Origin of the sequence: Deinococcus phoenicis (assembly GCF_000599865.1) — a bacterium.
Lineage (GTDB): Bacteria > Deinococcota > Deinococci > Deinococcales > Deinococcaceae > Deinococcus > Deinococcus phoenicis.
The window spans coordinates 43663-61095 of sequence record NZ_JHAC01000082.1; the positions used below are offsets into that span (position 1 = coordinate 43663).

Below are 17433 nucleotides of genomic sequence, written 5' to 3' on the forward strand. Positions count from 1 at the left end.
TGCGTTACCGCCCCGGCCAGCGCCCCCGCACGTAGCGGGTCAGGTCCGCCCCCGCCAGCGACCGCGACTCGTTGCCCATCCGGGCGCAGAACTTCTCGCCCAGCCAGACCTCTTCCGGCGCGGCCTGCACGTCTACCCGGCACACCTGATGACCGTCCAATACCGGGAAGGAGATGCGGACCCACACGCCCACGTCCGGCGACAGCGCGGCCCGCAACTGCTGGCGCAGGTACAACTCGAACTTGTCCGGCGTACGCTCGTTCTTGCCGCGCAGGGCCAGGTCGGCGTCCAGCCCCACACCGCGCCCGGCATCGTCCACGCCGATCAGCAGCGTGCCGCCCTCGGCATTCGCCAGCGCCGCCACCGTCTTGAAGACCTCGGCCTTGAGGTAATCGGCCTGCTTCTGGCCGCGCACATCCCAGGCGAACGTCTCCTTGAACTCCGCCTTGTGTCCCTCGCCGCCCGCCGCGATGCGGACCGTTTCGGGGTCGCCCTCCGGTGGCCTCAGCGCACGGTAGGCCGCCAGCGCCGCGTCCTTGACCTCCTGCGCCACCAGTGGGAAGGTTCCCAGGACATGCGTGAACTCGGCTTCGGTCAGGCCGTACAGATGCGCCACCCGCCCGTCCAGTTCGGCCCGCAGCGCTGCCCGTCCCGCCGGGTCCGTCACGCCGTCCGCGCTTCCGCTCAGGCCCGCCGCCTGAGCCAGTTCGTCAAACTCCGGGGCCGTGCAGATCAGCCGCGCCGCCGCCTGAGTGATGGGGGCGAAGTCGGGGTCGGAAGGGGTGAGACGGGGAATGGGGAGTTGGTAAGCGTAAAACATGTTGACGTGAGCCGACACCTTTTGACGAATAACCCAGTCGCAGGCGTAGCTGTTGAGGACGGACACCACGAATAGGCTTTCCACCGGGTCAACCGAGGCCGAGTAATTGATGGTGTTGCCCATGAACACTTGTGGGGGGATGACAGCAGTAATCAAGGTCCGGTTATCCGTATTCCGCGCAATGTCCCGGAATCCCAACCTGTAGCCCTGAAAATCCAGCTTCTGCCCCGTATCCCCCGTCCGCCCCAAAACACCCTTCCGCCCTTCCGCCTCATCCACCCAGTAGCGCGGCGCGGCGAAGTCGTGGCGGAACTGGTGAATCATCTTGCCCTCGTACAGCGGCAGACGCCCCGGCCCCGGCGCAGTGCGGAACAGGTGGCTGTCGTTGGTCATGTGGAACTCGGTGCCCAGCTTCAGGTTCCACACGCCTTCCAACTGCTCGCCCAGCAGCGGAAAACGCAGCATCTTCTCGGCAATCTCGGCATCCAGTTCGGTCTTGAACTCCATCACGCTCAGGGAATCGGGCGAGAGGCGGCGCACCGTGTCCACCGTCAGGTCCAGGCCGACCGCGCCGGGAAAGTCCAGCAGGTCCTTTACGTCGTGGCGCATGAAGGCGGCGGGAAAGCGGGCCGTGTGGCCGCCCTTGCGGAAGCTCAGGACGACAAACTTGAAGGAGCGGTGGACGTTCTCGAAGATGACGCCCTTGCTACTGCCGTTCTCGAAGCAGAACAGGCCCGTCACGTTGGTCTGCTCGAACAGCATTTCCCGTAAACCCTTCGCGCCCAGGTCGGTATAGACGCCGCTGGGAATCACGATGCCGCACTCGCCGCCGTCACGCAGCAGCCGGAAGGACTGTTCCAGAAACAGCTTGTAGAGGTTCAGGTCGCTGCCGGTGCGCTTGCCGTTCACGGTGCTGCTCTGGTGGGCGAACTGCGGCGCGGCGCGGTAGTAGGCGCTGACGTGCGGATAGCCCGACTGGTAGGCCAGCCACTCGGCGCGGATGGCGGGGTCTTCCAGCAGGCGGCCCTGTTCCTTCTCGAAGTCCTTGATGCCCATCTTGTTCTTGCTGACCAACGCCGAGTGCGTCTCGAAAAACTCCTTGCCGTTGGGCTTCACGATGTCCCACGGCGGGTTGGCGATGATCGCGTCGAAGCCGCCCCGGCCCATCACCTCGCTGAACTCGAAGCCCCAGTGAAAGGGCCGCAGCGCCTCGATATCGGCCAGCGTCAGCGCCCGCTTGGTGGCCCGGCCTTCCTTGCCCTTCGCGGCGTCCCAGGTGGCCTGCTCGTACTTGATCCCCAGACGGTGAAACTCGGCCAGCAGCAGCCGGTTCAGCGTGGCCTGCGCCGCCTGCCGGTTGGCCTCGATATTGTCGCGCAGCGTTCGCAGGTCGCCCAGCTTGAGGTTCGCGGCGTGGCGGTAACTGTTCAGGTCGATGAGGCGCTGCCGGATGATGTCGGGGTAACGCGGCTCGAACATGCTCTGCTGCGGGTTCAGGCGGTCGTAATCGGCCTCGTCCACATGCAGCAGGCCCACCAGACTGTTGCCGGTCAGGATGTTGAAGTCGATGTTGGGCAGCGGCTCCAAGTCGTTCAGCGTGTTGGCGCTGCTGACCAGACTCAGAAAGAGGCGCAGCTTGGCGATTTCGGCGGCCTCCTCCATGATGTCCACGCCGTACAGGTTCTCGGTGATGATCTTTTTCTTGAGGTTGTAGTTGGCGCTCTTGTGGCCGCCGCGCAGCCCCTCGCGCCAGTCGTTCAGCGTGGGGTCGTTGAAGGCGTCGATGCGGCCCATCAGGGTGGAATACACGTCCAGCAGCGTCTTGAGGGCTGCGACCAGAAAGGCCCCGGAACCGCAGGCGGGGTCCAGCAGGCTCAGGCTCCTCAACCCGTCCGGGGCGGTTAGCAGGTGCCGGGTGAGGTTGGCGTCGGCGTTCATCAGCGCGTCACCCAGGTGGGTGGCGGCCCTCTCGCCCGGCCCCTTGCGGGCATTGATGCGCTCCAGAACCAGCCGGTCTACGGTCTGCTTGCACAGGTACTCGGTGATCTCGGGCCGGGTGTAGTACGCGCCGAAGCCCTTCTGGTTGATGTACTTCTCGAAGATGTGGCCTAGCACGTCCGGGTCCAGGCCGCCCGCGTGCCGGTCCTCCTCCGACAGATTCCAGTCGTAGCGCCCGAAGAGGCCCAGCATCAGGTCGAACGCCCCATCGGGGATGAAGATGTCGGGCCAGCACCCCTCGATGGGATGCGGCAGGAACAGGCCGCCGTTGAGGTAGGGAATGGGTCCAGTCAGCGCGACGGATTCGGGGCTGCGGTCCCCGTCCGGCTTGGCGAACGCCTCGAAAAACAGCGCCTTCAGGAACTCGGGGTAATAGCGGCCCTCGCCCCGGCCCCGGCTCTCTTTCAATTTGGTCTGAAGGTAGTTCAGGTCGCCGCTCTTGCTCCCGGCCACGTTCAAGAAGCCTTTGCGCTGGAGGAAATACACAAACATCAGCCGGTTGAGGATGACGCTGGCGTACCACGCCCGGTCGCGCTCGTCGGGGATGCCCTCGATCTGCTCGGTGAAGGCGATGCGCTCCCGCTTGAACTCGTCGTAAAACCGCTTGACGACGGCCTGCGAGTCCAGCGAGGCGGCGAGGCGGGCGGCGACCTCGGTGACCTTCAGTTCGCCGTCTCCGTCCAGTTCGGCCATATCCACGAACAGGCCCGCGAGCTTGGACACGAACAGGTCGTCGGGCTGACCCTTCACGTAGGTATGGGTGCGGGGCTGCGCCTTCGCCTTCTTCTCGCCCTCGCCCAGCTCTCGCTTGACCCACAGCCACTGGCTCTGGGTGCGTGCCCGGTTCACGAAGATCAGCAGGTGCTCGCGCTGCGTCACAGCAAGCGCATTGCTGACGGCCAGCCGCGCGGCGTGGTCGGGCAGCACGTCGTCGGGGTCGGTGGTCACGGCTTCCAGCACCGCCACGCCCCCCAGCTCCGCGATCCGCCGCAGCGGGTAGCTCTGGCCGCCCACCTGGACGGTGCTGGACATACCCCCGCGTGGACGGTTCCACCCCAGCAGGTTCATGACTTCCGCGAACTCGAAGGAACGCAGGTGGCCGCGCAGGGTTTTGAGGTCGGCGGCGCTGAGGGTCTTGGGTGACGTGGGCTTGGAAGTAGAGGTCATGGCGGTCCTTTCGGGGGATGGAGGGCAGATTCAGCCGGAGCGCAGGCCCAGCGAACAGATGATCTGCGGCTCGCTCGGCTTGTCGTCCTCGTCCTGCTTGAGGCTCAGGCGGTCGTCCTCACGCAGCGTCAGCACCAGCGCGGCGAGCCCCTCATCGCTGATGCCGCTCCGCAGTTGGCGAGAGAGGGTATCGAGGGCCGAGGCCCGCAGCGGAAACTTGTAGATGTCGTCTACGGCGAGCAGAAGTTCAGGCGAGGAGTAGAGGGTGCCTTCCAGGTTTGTGGCGTAGCGCTTGAGACGGTCGTAGGTGCGGGCGCGGGGGCCGCTGGCCCGCCCCACTTGCCCGCCCGCCGTGCTCTCCTCTGTGTGGATATGCGCCACCCCCGCCTGCACGAGGTCGTGGTGCTCCGGCAGACGCTCCAGGGCCGGGGTATCGGGGGCGCAGGCCGCCGCCTCCAGAATCCGCAGTTGACTCTGGGTCACGCTGCGGCCCTGCTCATCCATCCAGGCCAGAGCGTCGTAGCCGCTGGGGGTGCGGGTGTAGACCAACACGCCGGGGGGCGCTTCGGGGGCGGCTTGGTGAGCTTTGGTGCTGTACACCACGTCGGGCAGGCCGGGGATGCGGACGGCCAGGGTCGGATCACGCTTCAGCGCCTTTTCCCAGATCGAGAAGGCGCGGCTGGCGAGGTCCACGTCGCCGTCGTCTTCGTCATCCAGCAGGCCGGATTTCTCGTGGTACAGGTCGAAGAGCTTCTGCGCCTCGTCGTCCTCGAAAAACCGCTCGTCGGTGCCGACCACCTCGGCGTTTTCCAGCAGGCGCTGACGCACCCGGGCACGCAGGTTGATCAGCCGCTCCACGCCGTCGGACGGCAGGAAGGAATAGCTCTCGATGTTGGGGGCCTTCTGCCCGATGCGGTCCACGCGGCCCGCCCGCTGAATCAGCCGGATGATCGCCCACGGCAGATCGAAATTGACGACGATATGGGCGTCTTGCAGGTTCTGACCTTCCGACAGCACATCGGTGGCGATTAGAATTCGGATGTCCTGGTCAGGGGGATACGCCTTGCCGTTGCTCTGCGGCGAGAAGCGCCAGGCCAGGGCGCTGGGGTCGGGGCTTGATCCGGTGACACCCTCCACCCGACCCACTCCGCGCCGCCGCAACTCGGCCACCAGATAATTCACGGTGTCCGCGAACTGGGAAAAGATCAGCACCTTCTCGGTGGGGTGCGTCTCGGTCAGCAGGGTCAGCAGGGCAGCGAGCTTGGGGTCGGCCTCGGCCCGCCACTCGCCCACACTGTTCAGAACGCCGAGAAGGGCGCGGGCGTCCCTGTTCAGGGCGTCGTGGAGCTTCTTCGTCATCAGCTCGGGGCGCAGCCACTTGAAGCGCCTCTGGTAGTCCGTCTCGTAGCGGGCGTAAATCTGCGCCGCCCTGGCCCGGTAGGCGGCTTCACTGCGAAGAAGCGCGGCGTCTGTGGCGTCGGCGGAAGCGTCGGCAGAAGGCTGCTCGCCCTCCAGCGCCACGTCGCCGTCCAGCGCGAAAAGGCCCTCGGCGTCGTCATCCCGCTCGTCCAGCAGGTCGGCCCCCTGCGAACCAATGGGCAGTGGCTTTCCGGCCTCCAGCGCGTGCATGAAGATGTAGTTTCGCAGGACGTGCCGCTCGACCGACTGCACGAAGGTGGCCCCGCTGCTTTCCAGCCGCTTGAAGAGGTTGGTGCGCGAGAAGCCGATCAGGCGTTTTCCGGCGCGGCCCAGGTTGCCCAGTTGCTCCAGTTCGGCGGGGGTGGCGGTGGCCCGTGCCTTCTCGCTGATGTAGTTGCCCAGGCCGTAGCGCGGCAGAGCCAGCTTGCCGATCAGCTCCACGACCGCCGGAGCGTACAGGCGGGCGTAGGCGTCGGCCGGGTCCCCCTCATCCACCGCGAAGGTCACGGTGCGGGGGCGACGGGTTGGGAAGTAGGCCCGCGCGCCCCCGGCGAAGGTCAGAAAACGGCGCTGCGTCTCTAGATCAAGTTGGGTGTAGTTCTGCAAGACGAAACTGCGGGTGCGCCGGACCAGATACAGCCGCATCAGGTCGCGCCAGTCGTCGGCGTACTCGCTCTTCTCAAAGGCGGCGACCGTGGTGGGCTGGGTCTGGAACTTGGCCGTGAACTCGGCTTCCCCCAGATCCCGCATCAGCATCTCTGGGCGGATGCCCAGGTCGGTGGTCTCGGGGACGAACAGCCGCAGTTGGGCGCCCAGGTCGGCAAACTCCTTGTTGTACGGCGTGGCCGACAGCAGGATGACCTTGCTCTCGTTCTGGGTGATGTACTCCTGAATGGCGCGGTAGCGGCGGCCCTCGCAGTTCCGCAGGTTGTGGCTCTCGTCGATCAGCACGACCTGATACCGCAGGGTATTCGCCAGATGATGGGCCGCCCGGCTGATCGGCATGACCTTAGCCGTCAGTCCGTAGCGGTGAACGTAGTCCTCCCACATCGGCACCAGATTCACCGGGCAGATAATCAGGGTGCGGGTGCCGTGGTCGTCCTGCATGACCCGCGCCAGGGCTGTCGCCATCAGGGTCTTGCCCAGCCCCACCACGTCTCCCAGCATCACCCCACCCCGGCGGTTCAGGTGGTGCGCGGCGATCTGCACGGCGGCAGCCTGATAGGGAAAGAGGACATTTTCCAGGTCACGCGGAATACGGAACTCGCCCACCCCGGCGCGCGCCTCCCGCGAGAGGTGGTAGGCCATCTTCAGGTAGATCTCGTGCGGGGTATGGCCCTGTTCCCCGGCCCAGCTCTCGTCGATGATCTGGGCCAATTCTTCCGAGATGTCCAGCGCCCAGCGGTTCTCCCAGCGGGCCTCGAACCAGTCGGCCAGCTTCTGGGTGCCGTCGTGGTCGGCGGCGTCCACGTTCAGCTCGCCTTGGCGCTGCAACCCGGCGAAGGTCAGGTTGCTCGACCCGACGAAGGCCATCCGGGGCGTGACCCCGCCCGGTAGGTGAAACAGATACAGCTTGGCGTGGAGCAGAAATTCCAGAAAGAGCTTGACCTGGACCTTGCCTGACTTGAGCTGACGGCTCAGGCGGCGCAGGCCCGCCTCGTCGCTGCTGGAGGGCGCACCCAGCATCAACTGGTTGCGGAACCCCTCGGCCACCTTGCGGCGCAGCCCCAGGGCGGTGCGGTTGTCCATGCCCTCCGGCTTACCGAGGAGCCGCAAGGCCGAGCGTAACTCGCCTTCCGGCAGTTCCTGCATTCCGACCAGCAGGCGCACGCGGGAATCTTCCCGCCCGGCCCAGCCCTCGACCAGATCGTCGACCAGCTTCCAGCCCCGCAGGTTGAAGTAACCCACGCAGAAATCGGCCCGCTGGGCATGGGCCATCGTGTCGCGTAAGGCGTCCTTGAGGTGCAGATCAATATTGTCAAAAATCCGGGGCACTAGGCCAATACTAGTGCGGGCGGTCAGGGCGGGGGCCAGAGTTGCCAGCAGTCTGACAGCGGGATTGGGTCTACCCCGACTTCAGCGCCTGTCTGAGCCGCAACCCAGTGCGAAAGGGAGTGGACAGGACTACACCTTGCTGCGCAGGTATAAAACCTTGCCCTGTCTGCGTGCTACACGCGTGCTACACAGCCGGGGCAGAAGGGGACTTCTGAGAACAGGTTGGGATGGGCAGAGCATAGAAAGCCTGTCTCTAACGCAATTCCGTGATGAAGAAGGACGGACCATGAAGGTTCAGGTCCTCTTGGGGTGGTAGGGGTCGTGAGTTCAAATCTCGCCGCCTCGACCAGCACAGAAAGAAGAAGTCCCTCCCATGTGGAGGGATTTTTTCTTGCCCCGGCGGGGCTGGCATCAATAGGGCTGGGGGGCCGGACAGCGCGGGGACTTCAGGCGTCTGCTTCTGCGCGTTTGCCCTTGCCGCCCGCCGCTTCGGGCGCGCGGGTCAGCTCGGCGGCGGGCACGCCCAGCAGCATGCCTTGGTCGGTATGCACGTCCACCGTGCCGGTCAGCGGGTGCAGTTTGGTGACCTTGCCGCACGCGCCGCTGCCGGTGTGGCACACGCGGGCGTTCTTGCGGGGCAGGTCGCCCAACAGGTCGAGGTACTGGGTGTGCTCGAATTGCAGGCAGCACAGCAGGCGACCGCAGGGGCCGCTGAGCTTTTCGGGATTCAGCGGGAGCTGCTGATCGCGGGCCATCCTGATACTGACGGGGGCGAACTCCTGGAGGTGGTTGCTGGAGCAGTTCTCGCGCCCGCAGGCCCCCAGCGTGCCGATCATCTGCGCCTGCTCGCGCGGGCCGACCGCCGCGAAGTTCACGCGGGCGCGGGTATGGGCGCGCAGCTCACCGATCAGGCTGCCCAGCTCGATGCGGTCCTCGGCGCTGTAGCTGACCGTGACCAGACTCTCGTCGAGCGTGAACTCGACCGCCACCAGCTTGACGGGCAGGCCACGCTCACGGGCGCGGGCACGCAGCAGCCACTTCAGGTCCTCGCCCTGGCGGTGCAGCTCCTCCCAGCGGGTGAGGTCTTCGGGGGTCGCCGCGCGCAGCACGGTGCCGTAGCGGCCCTGCTCGTCCGGGGTCTGCCCCTCGCCGCGCACGGTGGCAATTTCGGGGCCGCGCTTGCCCTGCACGACGACGCGGGTCCCCACCGCGTGCGGCTCGGCGCTGAGCATCGCGTGCAGGCGAGGACTGCGTTCAAACCGGACAGGAAGGACAACCACGGCATGCAGGATGTCACGCCGGGCGCGGGGGCGTCGAGAGCCGGGTCACGAAGCGGCGCAGGCCTCCCCGGCGCTCAGTGCCGCTCGGCGATCACCTCGATCTCCACCCGCACGTCCCTGGGCAGGCGGGCCACCTGCACGGTGCTGCGGGCGGGGTAGGGCGGCTGGAAGTACTCCGCGTACACCGCGTTCATGGCGGCGAACTCGTTCATGTCCGCCAGAAACACGGTCGTCTTGACCACGCGGCCCAGGTCCGTCCCGGCGGCCGCCAGCACCGCCTTGATGTTGTCGAGGACCTGCCGCGTCTGCGCCGCGATGTCCTCCTCGACCAGACTGCCGTCGGGCCGCAGCGGAATCTGGCCGCTGGTGATGACCAGGTTTCCGAAGCTGGTGGCCTGGCTGTAGGGGCCGATGGCGGCGGGCGCGGCGGGGGTTTCCACGATGTCTTTCATGCCTTCCACTGTACCCGCGACTGGGCCTGTGCGGCCCGGACCCGGGCGGCAGAAGGAGCCGCCGGGCAGCGGCCTCAGCTGAACGGCTTGCGGGCCTCGCGCGGCTCGCCCGGGGCCGGGGCGGCCCGGATAGGCGCGGGGCGCGGCGGGGGACGGCCCAGGCGGGCACGCGTGACCCGCTGCGCGACGACCACCCCGACCAGCAGCGTCACGCCGATCAGGCCGATCACCACGCGGTACTCGGGCATCAGCATCACGCCGAGCAGCGTGAAGTACGCGAGAATCAGCAGGACGTAGGTCAGGGGGCTGCTGCCCCGCTGGGCACTGAGCAGCACGTCCACATACAGCGGGCCGTCGCCCTGGCGCACCGGGAGGGTGTAGTGCGGCGGCCGCTGGTCGTGCAGCACGTCCACGACCACGGCGGTGATGTTGTCGGGGCCGCCCGCATCGTTGGCCGCGTTGATCAGGGCGCGGGCAACCCGGTCGGGGGTCTGGGGCCGCAGCAGCAGGTCGAGCAGCGCAGGATCGGCCACCACCCCGCTCAGGCCGTCACTGCACAGCAGCAGGCGGTCCCCGGCCCGCAGCGGCAGCCCGAACAGTTCCAGCCGCACCCGCTCCTCGCCGCCCAGCGCGTTGCTCACCACGCTGCGCCACTGGTGGTGCCGGGCTTCTTCCTCGGTGAGGTTGCCCAGGCGCACCTGTTCGGCCACCCAGGAGTGGTCGTCGGTCAGGCGGTGAAGTTCACCTTCTCGCAGCAGGTAAGCCCGCGAGTCGCCCACGTGGGCCACGATGGCCGCGCCCCGGTCCACCAGCAGGGCCAGCAGCGTGGTGCCCATGCCCACGTACTCCCCGACCGCGTGGCGCAGCACCGCGAGGTTGGCGGCCTGCACCGCCTCCGCCAGCCGCTCGGGGGGCGGGGCACGCCCGTCGAGGTACTGCTGGCTGAGGGTGTCCAGCGCCAGATTCGCGGCGAGTTCCCCGGCGGCGTGTCCGCCCATCCCGTCGGCCACCGCGTACAGCCCGCCCCGGGGCAGGTCGAGCGCCAGGGCCGCGTCCTGATTCACGCGACGTTGACGCCCCACATCCGTCAGAATCCCGGAGGACAGGGGGGGCGTCGCGGCGGCGCGCATGTGAACAATATAAGGGAAGCTTTTTCCCCGGCTGCATGACCCTTTGCACATCTGAGGTCCGGGCCGGGCCTCAGGCCCGGATCACGGCAGAGCGGCCTCGAACTCCCCGGCGTCGCTGAGGTAGTCGGCCATCCAGGCTTTCAGGGCCGCGCGGGTGTAGCCGCCCTTCAGGGTGAAGGTGCTGTCGAGGACGTAGCTGCCCTCGTACACGTAAGCCTGGGTGAAATAGTCGCCGTTCCACTCGTTCACGAGGTCCAGGTCGAGATTCTCCTCGTCGTCGCTGTAATCCCAGCTGGTGCTGGCGGTCACCCGGTCGCAGCTGCCCGCCTTGCAGCCGCTGAACCAGACGTCGAGTTCATAGTCGCCCGCCTTGACGGTCAGGCTGGGGGCCTCGTCGGGGTTGGCCGGATTGGCGGTGACCTGATACCCGGCCTCGCGCAAGACGGCGGCCACGGCAGCCGGTGTGGCGGCCTGCACCTGCCCCCCACCCGTGACCGGCGCGGCGGCTCCGCCCGCCCCCGCATTGCTCAGGCCAGCCGACAGGAGAAGGGTTGCAGCGAACGGCAAAAGTTTGTTCATAAGCTCACATTACCCTGTCTCGGACCGGTCGTGTGTTCAGGTTGAGCCGCCGGGGTCCGGCCACCTTGACTCACCCTTCACATCTTCTCCAGCGCTCACCGTGAGGGATGATCCCGCCGCGCGACCCTGCTCCCCATGACCCGGCGCTGACCTCTCCCCCAGCCGCCCGCCCGCGTAGGCGTACCTTTGGGGTGTACATCGGGCGCTTCGAACCGCCGCACCAGGCGCACCTGCTGGTGATGCTCGAAGCGCTGGAGAACGTGCAGAAGCTGATCGTGGTGATCGGCAGCGCCCGCGCGGCGCGCAACACCAGGAATCCCTGGACCGCCGAGGAGCGGCAGGAGGTCATCACGGCGATGCTGCTGGAGGCGGGCGTGCCCCGCAGCCGCGTGCTGTTCGTGCATGTGCGCGACTATTTCTACAACGAGGGGCTGTGGCTCTCGGAAGTGCAGGCCGGGGTGGCGGGGCACACGCACGGCAGCGGCGACGTGGCGCTGATCGGGCACCTCAAGGACGAGAGCAGCTACTACCTGCGCTCCTTTCCGGCCTGGGAGTTCATCCCCACGCATGTGGTCAGTCCGCTGAGTGCCACCGACGTGCGGACCGCCTATTTCGAGGACCGTCTGGAGGCCGTGCGGGGCATGGTGCCGCCCGCCGTCCATGCCTTTCTGAGCGCCTTCCGGCAGACGCCCGAGGATACGGAACTGCGCGCCGAATACCGCTACCTGCGCGAGTACCGCGCGGCGTGGGCACAGGCCCCCTTTCCGCCCGTGTTCGTGACGGCGGACGCGGTGGTGACGCGCAGCGGGCACGTGCTGGTCGTGCGCCGGGCCGGGCTGCCGGGACGCGGACGGCTCGCCATGCCGGGCGGCTTCCTGCAACCGGGCGAGACGCTGCTGGCCTGCGCCGCCCGCCGCGCCGCCAGCGAAACCGGCCTGAGCGAGGCCGTGGACCTTCCGGCGCGGGTGCGTGCCCAGGCGGTCTTCGACTATCCGGGCCGCAGCCAGCGCGGGCGCACGGTCACGCACGCCTTCCACTTCGACCTCGGGATCGGGCAACTGCCGGTGCTGCGGGCCGCCGCCGACGCCGCCGAGGCCCTCTGGATGCCGCTCTCGGAGGCCCTGGCGCAGCCGGAACTGTTTTTCGAGGACCACCACGCGATCATCGAGCACTTCCTGATGCGGGGGTGAGGTGGGGCGGGGCGTTCAGAAGTGCAGGCTCAGAAGCCCAGCCTCAGAAACCCAACCTCAGAAATCCAGCCGCCGCACGACCTGCACGCCGTTGCGTTCCAGTTGATGCAGAAAGAGGGCGTGGTACAGGTCGCCCGGATGCCCCGGCGCGTCCCAGGTCTGCACGCATGCCTCCGGCACGATCACCCTCCAGTCCTTCTGGTTCGCCATACCGAAGGTGACGAGGTGCAGCGCCAGGCTGTAGAGGCAGAGGTCGGTCACGTCGCCCAGCGCGATCACGGTATCGAAGTCGGCCTGCGCCAGCCACGCCTGAAACTCGGGGCTGGTGTGGCTGGCGATGCTGTTTTTCTGGAAGTGCCGGAAGCGGGAGAACTCGGGCAGCGCGCGCAGTTCGGCCACCGCCTCGGCCTCGGGGGTGCCCACGACGCAGTGGGGCGGGTAGGCGCGGAACTCCTCGGCGTCGGCGGGATGCGCGTCCTGCACCAGAACGACATTGCCGGCGGGCACGCCCCAGTCGAGCAGGCCCCGGATCAGGCCCACCACGCCCGGAATGATTTCCGCGACCCGCGGACTGGCGAGGGCGCCCTGACGCGTGAAGCCTTCGATCAGGTCCACGCATACGACGGCGACACGCTCGGGCCGGGTGGTCAGCGGCAGCTCGGGCAGATCGCTCATCCACCGCTGCAACAGATCCGCCTGCTGCCGGGCTTGCTCGTGAAGGGTCATGGGCAGGTCATAGCACAGTCGGCGCGGCAGCGAAAACCGCAGGGACCGCCCGCCGGTGGTGGACAATGGCCGCATGGTGACCGGGCCGAGGACCCCGCAGGACGACGAGCGCACCCTTCAGAATGCCCGCCTCTTCGACGCGGTGGCCGGCAGCTATGACCATCTGGGTTTCCTGACCCTGGCGGCGCGGCAGCTTGTGGCAGGCGTGGCCGTGCAAGCCGGGGAGCGTGTGCTGGACGTGGCGACCGGGACGGGCACAGTGGCGCTGGCGGTCGCCCCGGCCGCTGGCCCCCGGGGGCACGTGGTCGGCGTGGACGTGGCCGGGCGGATGCTGGAGGTGGCGCGCGGCCGGGCCGCCGGGTTGCCCCAGGTGACCTTCGAGCAGGCGGAGGCCACCCGCCTCCCCTTCCCGGACGGGGCCTTCGACCGGGTGCTGTGTGCCTCGGGGCTGTTCTTCGTGCCGGACATGCCTGGTGCCCTGCGCGAGTGGCGGCGGGTGCTGCGGCCCGGCGGGCAGGTGGCCTTCACGTCCTTTGCGCGGGGCCTGCTGGGGCCACTCCCGGCGTTGTGGGCGGCGCGGCTGGCGCAGGAGGGGGTCAAGCCCGCCGCGCCGCCGCTGGGCCGGCTCCCCACGCCGGAAGCCGCCCAGGAGGTGCTGCGGGAAGCCGGCTTCCGGGAGGCCACCGCCGCCCTGCACGCTCTCCCCTACCGCTTCGCCACGCCGCAGGCACGCTGGGCCGAGATCGAGGCCGGGGTGGAAGGCCAGGTCTGGAGCCTCATGCCGCCTGAACAGCGGGAGCGGGTGCGGGCGGCGCATCTGGCGGAACTCCGGGAACTGTTCGCCCGGAAGTCACCCACACAGGGGCCTCTGACTGTGCCCGTGCCCGTGATCGTCGCCTCGGGCCGTGCGCCGGAAGGCTGAGCCGGCAGGCTGCATCTTTCAGGCGACGCAACGCGGGGGGCCAACCGCGCGTAATGGGAGCCAAAGGAGGCAAGCCATGACGAACCCCGACGAGAAACCCCCCGGAACCGAACCTGCGCCCAGGCCGGAGGTGCCCTCCTGGGTGGACGAGGTGCTGCGCGCCGAGCCTGCCCCTGCCACCCCGTCCGCCGTGACCGGACCTGCCGCACCTGAACCAGCTGCACCTGGATCTGCTGCATCTGGGCCTGCCCATGACCTCCGCATCCCCGACGTGCCGCGCGCCTCGCCCCGCCCGGTCGTGGAGGAGGGGGACTGGGTGGCCCGCGCCACCGGGAACACGGCCAGGACGCCGGAGGTGCCCGCTGGCCCGCAGGTGACGGCCCCGCCGCCTGCCGACCTGTCCGGGTGGCCCTCTGCGCAGCGCCCCCTGACCTCCGCCGACATACCCGCCGACATCGCGCAGAAGCGGCTGATCGCGGGGCTGCTGGGCATCGTGCTGGGCAGCCTGGGGGTCCACAAGTTCTACCTGGGGATGAACACGCCGGGCGTGATCATGCTGGGCGTCAGCATCGGCGTGTGGATTCTGGCGCTGTTCCTGGGTCTGCTGACGCTGGGGTTCGGGCTGATCATCACCCTGCCGCTGGCGGCCCTGATCGGCGGCGCGGTGGGCCTGCTGGGGCTGGTCGAGGGCATCCTGTACCTCACCAAATCGGACGAGGCGTTTTACCAGGAGTACGTGATCGGCAAGAAGCCCTGGCTCTGAGCCGCGCCCTAGCGCAGTTCCCCTTAGCCCGGTTCCCCTTGGCCCAGTTCGCCCAGCGCCTGCGCCAGGTCGGCCTGCAAGTCCTTCAGGCTCTCCAGGCCCACGCTCATGCGGATGGACTGGGGCGTGACGCCGGCGGCGCGGCGGGCGGCCTCGGGCAGACGACCGTGGGTGGTGGTCCAGGGATGGACGACCAGTGTGCGCGTGTCGCCCAGGTTGGGCGCGATGCGGATCACGCGCAGGCGGGCCAGGAAGGCGGCGGGGTCGGGCACCTCGAAGGTGAGGACCGCCCCGGAGCCGCCGTGCAGGTATTTCCGGGCGAGGGCATGCCAGGGGCTGCCAGGCAGTCCGGGATAGGACACGCGCCCCACCTGCGGCTGTTCCTCCAGCCACTGCGCCAGCGCCAGGGCCGTCCGGGATTCACGTTCCAGGCGCAGCGCCAGCGTCTCCAGACCCTGCGCGAGCAGGAAGGCATTCTGGGGGGCCAGGGTCATGCCCATCTGGTGCGCGCCCAGCCAGCGCTGCCGCCACGCGAGGGCTGCGGCGCCCCGCACGTTCAGCACGCTGTTCTCGCTGCCGTCAGTGTAGATGGGGTTGCGGGTGAGGTCGTGGCGGGTGCCGACGGTGACGCTGCCGCCCATCACGCTGCCGTGCCCGCCCGCCCACTTGGTCAGCGAGTGCGTCACGATATCCGCGCCGAAGTCCAACGGACGGCACAGGTACCCCACGCCGCCCCAGGTGTTGTCGATGCCCAGCAGCGCCCCGTGTTCGTGCGCGATCTGCGCCAGCGCCGACAGGTCCGGCACGTCCCCGGCGGGGTTGCCGATGGTCTCGGCCCAGACCAGGCGGGTGCCCGGCTGCATGGCGGCCCCGATGGCGTCCGGCGTGTTCTCCGTGAGGGTGGCCGAGATGCCCATCAGGGGCAAGATGTTGTTCAGCAGGCCCGCGCTGCCGCCGAACACGCTGGCGGTGGACACCACGTGGTCGCCGGCCCGGCACACACTCAGGATGGCGGTGAGGGTGGCCGCCTGCCCGCTGGCGAGGGCGACCGTCGCCGCGCCGCCCTCCAGCGCGGTGAGGCGCTCTTCCAGCGCGCGCACAGTGGGGTTTTGCAAGCGGGCATAGCTGAGACCCTGGTTGCGGGCAAATTCATCCTGTGCTTCTTCCAGGGTGCTGAACTGGAAGGCGGCGGCCTGATGGACCGGGATGCCGACCGTCTCGCCCAGGCCGCGCGGAATCCCGGTCTGCACGGCGGCGGTTTCAAAGCTCCAGTCGGTGTCGGTCCATTCGATGCCAGTCGGTCGGGTGTCCGTCATGCGCCCACGCTACGCGCCGGGAGCCGCTAGGGTGGCGGGCATGTCCTACCTGTCCGAACTGCGCGCCGTGTGGGGCAGCGCGCCCCTGGTTTCCGTCGGCGTGAGCGTGCTGCTTCAGGACGAGGCGGGCCGGGTCCTGCTTCAGCAGCGGGGGGACGACGGCCTGTGGGGGGTGCTGGGCGGGGGGCTGGAGCCGGGCGAGACGTTTCTGGAAGCGGCCCACCGCGAACTGCGGGAAGAAACGGGCCTGAGCTGCCCGGACCTCTCCCTGATGGACCTGAGGGAAGGGCTGGTGAGCGGACCAGAGTTCTACCACCGCTATCCCAACGGGCACGAGATCTATCTGGTCGGGCTGCGGACGCAGGGGACCTTGCCCGCTGCGGCCCTGGCACACGCCGTGCCGGACGACAGCGGCGAGACGCTGGCCCTGGCGTGGTTCGCGCTGGACGACCTGCCGCCCCTGAACAGCAACATCAACCGCGTGAGCATGAATGTCCTGCGTGCCCGCGTGGGTCTGCCGCCGTTGCCGCTGCTGCCCGTGCCGGACGCGCCGCCCACCGGGAATCATCTGCTGGCGTTGAGGCGGCTGGTCGGCCCGCGTCCCCTCTTCGCTCCCGGCGCGAACGTACTGGTGACGGACGAGGCGGGGTGCCTGCTGCTGCTGAAGCACGGTGGTACCGGGCGCTGGACTCTTCCCGGAGGCAGCCTCGAACCCGGCGAGAGCCTTGAGCAGTGCGCGGCCCGGGAACTCCACGAGGAAACCGGCCTGAGCGCTGCCCACCTCGAACCGCTGCGGCTGTATGCCGGGGCCGACTACCGCTTCACCTACCCCCACGGGGACGTGATCGACAACGTGAGCGTGCTGTACCGGGCACATGGGGTCGCGGGAACACTGGCCCTGCCTGCCGAGGAGATTCACGGTGCGGCCTGGTTCGCGCCCGGCGCCCTTCCCCCGGAGGCCGATCTCAGCGGGCCGCTCATCCGGGCGATGGTGCGGGAATGGCAAAAGGGCCGGAGCGTTGCTGCCCCGGCCTCCGGCTGAAGTCTTCAGGACTTACCCGGCGAGAATACCGGGGAGGCTGAGAGCCAGTTTCTCCGGGTGGCCAGGCCCGTTCACCCCCTCCCGGCCTCCCCCCTTGCGGGGGAAAAATGCCTTCCTACGCACGTTTAACCTCCGAGTCGTGTACGTCCTGGTCTTCTCGGGTCTCGTTCCGGCTCTTCACGGTGATCACGCCGTAGGCCCCGGCCCGCTCGATACCGATTTCGTCCTCAATGGCGAGGATGACGCGGTTCACGCGGTTGGCCGTTTCGCCCAGCTCGCGGGCGAGGCTCCGCGCGGTGTACTTGCCCGGCTCGGCCTGGAGCCTGAGCAGGACGCGGACGGCCAGACGTTCAAGCCCTGTTCCGGTGGTACTGGCTGGCATGGGACGACCTCCTGATACGGGTTCCGGTTGAACAGTTATGGCATAAGTGTTCAACCCAACTGGAGCATTGGGCAGAATTACGGCCCCCGGGGAACGGCGCCCCAGGTGCCTCCATTCTGCCCAATGCTCTTCCTGAATTCGCTCGCTCCGCTCGGCCAACGAACGCGGAACACCACCGCATTCTTATGGCAAATGCTCTGGAAGGAGTAGGAAAAAGGACGGATTCCAGAATGGAGTTAGCCTTCGGCGCTT

The 17433-nt window shown here is 68.2% G+C and carries 13 protein-coding genes; 4 read left to right on the top strand and 9 right to left on the bottom strand.

Features of this window, described 5'->3' with window-relative positions:
• Positions 1-4: 4 nt before the first annotated feature.
• From DEIPH_RS17225 to DEIPH_RS17250, 6 genes are all read right to left on the bottom strand, one after another.
• Positions 5-3985, bottom strand: coding sequence for an Eco57I restriction-modification methylase domain-containing protein (locus tag DEIPH_RS17225; RefSeq protein ID WP_081790986.1), 3981 nt, complete (start codon positions 3983-3985; stop codon positions 5-7).
• 30 nt (positions 3986-4015) lie between these two features.
• Positions 4016-7399, bottom strand: a complete 3384-nt coding sequence (locus DEIPH_RS17230; protein ID WP_034360646.1) for a helicase-related protein — start codon at positions 7397-7399, stop codon at positions 4016-4018.
• A 446-nt stretch (positions 7400-7845) separates the two neighbouring features.
• The gene (locus tag DEIPH_RS17235) at positions 7846-8631 is read right to left on the bottom strand and encodes a PSP1 domain-containing protein (protein ID WP_051517488.1); all 786 of its coding nucleotides are present in this window, start codon (positions 8629-8631) and stop codon (positions 7846-7848) included.
• A 122-nt stretch (positions 8632-8753) separates the two neighbouring features.
• Positions 8754-9131, bottom strand: coding sequence for a RidA family protein (locus DEIPH_RS17240; RefSeq protein WP_034360650.1), 378 nt, complete (start codon positions 9129-9131; stop codon positions 8754-8756).
• Positions 9132-9205: 74 nt separating this feature from the next.
• The gene (locus DEIPH_RS17245; protein WP_034360651.1) at positions 9206-10261 is read right to left on the bottom strand and encodes a PP2C family protein-serine/threonine phosphatase; all 1056 of its coding nucleotides are present in this window, start codon (positions 10259-10261) and stop codon (positions 9206-9208) included.
• A gap of 81 nt (positions 10262-10342) precedes the next feature.
• A complete protein-coding gene (locus DEIPH_RS17250; protein ID WP_034360653.1) occupies positions 10343-10840 on the bottom strand; it encodes a YbjN domain-containing protein in 498 nt (165 codons plus the stop codon).
• A 107-nt stretch (positions 10841-10947) separates the two neighbouring features.
• On the opposite strand from DEIPH_RS17250, the gene DEIPH_RS17255 reads away from it, so the two are divergent.
• Positions 10948-12030: a bifunctional nicotinamide-nucleotide adenylyltransferase/Nudix hydroxylase gene (locus tag DEIPH_RS17255; protein WP_051517489.1), complete on the top strand. Its 1083-nt coding sequence runs from the start codon at positions 10948-10950 to the stop codon at positions 12028-12030.
• Between the two features lie 57 nt (positions 12031-12087).
• Here the strand turns inward: DEIPH_RS17255 and DEIPH_RS17260 are convergent, their stop codons facing one another.
• Entirely contained in the window at positions 12088-12756 is a 669-nt protein-coding gene (locus tag DEIPH_RS17260) for a cysteine hydrolase family protein (RefSeq protein ID WP_034360741.1), read from the bottom strand.
• A gap of 73 nt (positions 12757-12829) precedes the next feature.
• Between DEIPH_RS17260 and DEIPH_RS17265 the strand changes: the two genes are divergently transcribed.
• Together DEIPH_RS17265 and DEIPH_RS17270 are read left to right on the top strand one after the other, a co-directional pair.
• Positions 12830-13678: a methyltransferase domain-containing protein gene (locus DEIPH_RS17265; RefSeq protein WP_034360655.1), complete on the top strand. Its 849-nt coding sequence runs from the start codon at positions 12830-12832 to the stop codon at positions 13676-13678.
• A gap of 76 nt (positions 13679-13754) precedes the next feature.
• Complete coding sequence (locus DEIPH_RS17270) at positions 13755-14441, top strand: TM2 domain-containing protein (RefSeq protein ID WP_034360657.1); 687 nt, start codon at positions 13755-13757, stop codon at positions 14439-14441.
• A 23-nt stretch (positions 14442-14464) separates the two neighbouring features.
• On the opposite strand, the gene DEIPH_RS17275 is transcribed toward DEIPH_RS17270, so the two are convergent.
• Positions 14465-15757 carry an O-acetylhomoserine aminocarboxypropyltransferase/cysteine synthase family protein gene (locus DEIPH_RS17275; RefSeq protein WP_034360659.1) on the bottom strand — a complete coding sequence of 431 codons (1293 nt, stop codon included), beginning with the start codon at positions 15755-15757 and terminating at the stop codon, positions 14465-14467.
• A gap of 40 nt (positions 15758-15797) precedes the next feature.
• Between DEIPH_RS17275 and DEIPH_RS17280 the strand changes: the two genes are divergently transcribed.
• Positions 15798-16799: an NUDIX domain-containing protein gene (locus tag DEIPH_RS17280; RefSeq protein WP_034360661.1), complete on the top strand. Its 1002-nt coding sequence runs from the start codon at positions 15798-15800 to the stop codon at positions 16797-16799.
• Positions 16800-16914: 115 nt separating this feature from the next.
• On the opposite strand, the gene DEIPH_RS17285 is transcribed toward DEIPH_RS17280, so the two are convergent.
• Positions 16915-17181, bottom strand: coding sequence for a hypothetical protein (locus DEIPH_RS17285; protein WP_034360663.1), 267 nt, complete (start codon positions 17179-17181; stop codon positions 16915-16917).
• Between the last annotated feature and the right edge of the window lie 252 nt (positions 17182-17433).